This window comes from Bradyrhizobium sp., assembly GCF_035484855.1.
In the GTDB taxonomy this organism is placed as follows: domain Bacteria; phylum Pseudomonadota; class Alphaproteobacteria; order Rhizobiales; family Xanthobacteraceae; genus Bradyrhizobium.
In genome coordinates this window covers 1-3622 of record NZ_DATHOP010000132.1, presented here as the reverse complement: position 1 = coordinate 3622, position 3622 = coordinate 1, and the positions used below count along the sequence as shown (strand labels likewise).

The window sequence follows — 3622 nt, the reverse complement described above, 5'->3', positions numbered from 1 at the left end:
TTCGCCGCGGCCGGCGACTTCCATGGAATCCTTTTCGTTCGATTCGGAAATCCGCAGCGTCACATTGCCTTCGGCTTCGCGCAGCAGCCGGTCGCGGATGACGCGGCTCTGCACCTTGTCGCCTTCGGTTCCGGCGAGCGGCGAATCGTTGATGCGGAACGTCATGGTCAGAGTCGGCGGATCGATCGGCTGCGCCGGCAGCGGCTCGGCGACTTCCGGCGCGCACAGCGTGTGCGAGACGAAAGCTTCCGGCAGGCCGGCAATGGCGACGATGTCGCCGGCAAAGCCTTCCTCGATCGGCGCCCGTTCGAGGCCGCGGAAGGCCAGCACTTTGGTGACGCGGCCTTCCTCGATCAGTTCGCCGTTGCGGTCGATGACCTTGACCTGCTGGTTCGGCTTCACCGAACCGGAGGTGATGCGGCCGGTGACGATGCGGCCGAGATAGGGATTGGATTCGAGAATGGTTCCGAGCATGCGGAACGGACCGTCCTCGACCGTGGGCGGCGGCACGTGGCGCAGCACGAGGTCGAACAGGGGCGCCATGCCCTGGTCCTTGGGGCCGTCCTCGGACATGGCCATCCAGCCCTGCTTGGCGGAGCCGTACAGGATCGGAAAATCGAGCTGCTCGTCAGTGGCGTCGAGCGCCGCGAACAGGTCGAACACGGCATTGGCGACCTCGGTGGCGCGCGCATCGGAGCGGTCCACCTTGTTGATCACCACGATGGGCTTGAGCCCCATCTTGAGCGCCTTGGAGACGACGAATTTTGTCTGCGGCAGCGGCCCCTCGGCGGCGTCGACCAGGACCAGCGCGCCATCCACCATGTTGAGGATGCGCTCGACCTCACCGCCGAAATCGGCGTGGCCGGGGGTGTCGACGATATTGATCCGGGTGTCCTTCCAGACCAGCGAGGTGGCCTTGGCGAGGATGGTGATGCCGCGTTCGCGTTCGAGGTCGTTGGAATCCATCGCCCGCTCGACGACGCGCTGATTGTCGCGAAACGAGCCTGATTGCTGCAGCAGGCGGTCGACCAGGGTGGTTTTGCCGTGGTCGACATGGGCGATGATGGCGATATTGCGCAGGTTCATAAAAGCTATCCGGGAATCAAAGGCGGGCCCCCGAGGATCACAAGCAAGGATCGCCAGGGGCCCGCGTTTGTGCGCTGTATATAGGGCTTTTTGCGCCGGAAGCAATCGAAGTTTGTGCACAGCACAATGGGGCTGTCCGTTAAGGTAACGGCGTCCCGTCGGCGACCGGGGCCTTTAATAAATGCGGGCCTTAAGGAATTTATGCCGCGGCGATTTTGGAACCCGCCGCCGGGCCGGAACCACCGAGCGCGATGGCGGGCGCGGCTTCGCCCGCGCCCGCGCCGCCACGGTCGAGAATCGCGGTCCGCCGCGCGGCGATGGCGAAGCGGAGCTGGTCGAGCGCGAACGAGAACGACATGCGCACGGTCTCGTCGAATTCCTCGTGCTCGCTTTGATGAACGATGGCGATGACCAGATTGTCGGCGTCCAGTTGCAACTGCTCCAGCGCTTCGAGGTTCTGCGCTGTATGCGCCTTGCGCACCATATCCAGAACCTTCTGCAACAGACGCAGCCGCCGGGTGCGGGTGTCGCTGCGCAAATAACTCGCGACGCCGGCGATGGCCGAGCCGAAAACCGGGAAGATCAGCATGCCGTAGAAGATGTCGTCGCCGTATCTGTCCCAGAATGTCTGCGTGCTGTCAGTGAGATATGCGAGCGCGCCGGGATGGGTGACGATATCGGCATCCTTATCGGTCGCCGGCGCCTCGATCTTGGCCTCCCGCGGCATCGCGGCCGCGATCGCCTGCCGCGATGTGTAGATCACCTTCGACAAGGTGGCGATGGTCGACGAACTGACGGATCGGCGCGCCACCAGATATTCGGCGAAGCTGAGCGTCTTGAGGTCATCGCTCGGCGACGGCGGCGAACCGCCAAAAGTGCCGGCATCGATAGTGTCCGAAGCGAAAGCAGGATCGCGCTTGGCGATGCCATCGGCCTGATCGATCTCGATGAAATTCGGCGCGACGCCGTTCTGCGTGGCCGCCGCAACGACCTCGGAAATCGCCGCGCCGGTTGCCGGGCCGGCAACCAGCAGCGCATCGATCTTATTGGCTTTGACGGCATTGGCGACGTCTTTCAGATCGATCTCGGATATCGTCACTTTGGCGAGCGGAACGCCGTAATGGCTCAGCACGAGTTCGAGCAGGCCTCTGGTCGCCTCGTTGCTGGTGACGATGCCGACGCGCTTGCCGGCAAGATCTGAGACTTTGCCGAACTTGCTGTCGCTTGACGAATCGCTGTCGTCGCTATCGTCACTGTCGTCGCTCTTTGCGGTCTTCGCGGCCTTGCCGGATTTGCCCTTTGCCGCTTTCGCGGTTTTGCCGCCCTTGCTCTTGCCCTCTTTGCCGCTCTTGGCGGGCTTCGTGGCTGCAGCGGTTTCTTCCGGCTTCGGCTTCGCCGCCGCCGCAGCTGCCGGAACGACCAGCGCGATGACGTTCTGCCGCAGAATGGCGACGACCGGCCAATTGAGTGTGTCGTCGAGATCGCTCGGCAGGATGGCAAGGTCGGCCTGACCCTTGGTCATGGCCTGCGCGGCGCCCTGCGTACTGTTCGTCGCAACGAGCTCGAGGTGCAGGTCGCGGTGCTCGCTCGCGATCTGGTCCGACAGCACGCCAACGAAACGGGTGTCGAGAGGGCCTGCGGCGATCCGCAGGCGATCGCGCTCCGCCGTGTAGTAAACGCCGGCCCAGACGACCGCGCCGAGGACGATGGTGCCGACAATGGTGACCAGCACGGTGTTGCGCAGGAACATCCGCACCCGGCCTCGCACCATATGTTCCAGCGATCCGAAATTCATGGCTTTCGTCGACCCGGGGCCGGGCGCAACCCCTGCCGGGCCGCCGGCCCCCTCGGTGCGGCGGAACAACCAAAATCTCTGGGCCACGGGCGGGCGATGTGGTCCGGGCAGCATAGCAAATCCTAACACGCCTCCTGGCGTCTGGCCCTAGTCGTTCGTATGTCGTCCCCATCCGGAGGGGGTTCAATGCCGGGCTTTGGTTAATCCGGCGATGTCGGGTCTCGCCAATTTCGGTCCGACTTATGGCCCGACTTTGGCGCGGCCCGGTGCGTCCCGGCTGGCCGTGCCGTCGCGCATTCATCCCTTTATCAGGTCCCGGCGGACGGCCTCCGTGTTGCCGATCACATCTTGGCCGAGACTTGAGGAACCTCGCGTGGTGAAGCGCCGTTTGCTAGGTAGGGCGGTGCGTTCGACCGGCCGTTTCCGCTTCACCAAGGGGAATTGCACATGAGGGAAAAACTTTCCGGCGAGGCGCGCAAGAGCGCGCTCGGCCGGCTCAAGGGATGGAGCGAGGTCAGTGGCCGCGACGCCATCAGCAAAAAGTTCGTCTTTGCCGATTTCAATGAGGCCTTCGGCTTCATGACGCGCGCGGCTTTGGTCGCCGAGAAGCTCGACCATCATCCGGAATGGTTCAATGTCTATAAGACCGTCGAGGTGACGCTGTCGACGCACGACGCCGGCGGCGTGACCGAACTCGACATCAAGCTCGCCGAGACCATGAATAAATTCGCCGGATAAAAG

Annotated in this window: 3 protein-coding genes; 1 reads left to right on the top strand and 2 read right to left on the bottom strand. The window is 63.6% G+C overall.

The features are described 5' to 3' along the window. Together VK804_RS14845 and VK804_RS14840 are read right to left on the bottom strand one after the other, a co-directional pair. Positions 1-1086: GTP-binding protein (locus VK804_RS14845; protein ID WP_325371578.1), on the bottom strand; the 1086-nt coding region annotated here is incomplete at its 3' end. A 199-nt stretch (positions 1087-1285) separates the two neighbouring features. Beyond that, the gene (locus VK804_RS14840) at positions 1286-2881 is read right to left on the bottom strand and encodes a TAXI family TRAP transporter solute-binding subunit (RefSeq protein ID WP_325371577.1); all 1596 of its coding nucleotides are present in this window, start codon (positions 2879-2881) and stop codon (positions 1286-1288) included. Between the two features lie 447 nt (positions 2882-3328). Here VK804_RS14840 and VK804_RS14835 point away from each other — a divergent pair, with 447 nt between their 5' ends. Next, positions 3329-3619: a 4a-hydroxytetrahydrobiopterin dehydratase gene (locus VK804_RS14835; protein ID WP_325371576.1), complete on the top strand. Its 291-nt coding sequence runs from the start codon at positions 3329-3331 to the stop codon at positions 3617-3619. The last annotated feature ends 3 nt before the right edge of the window (positions 3620-3622 follow it).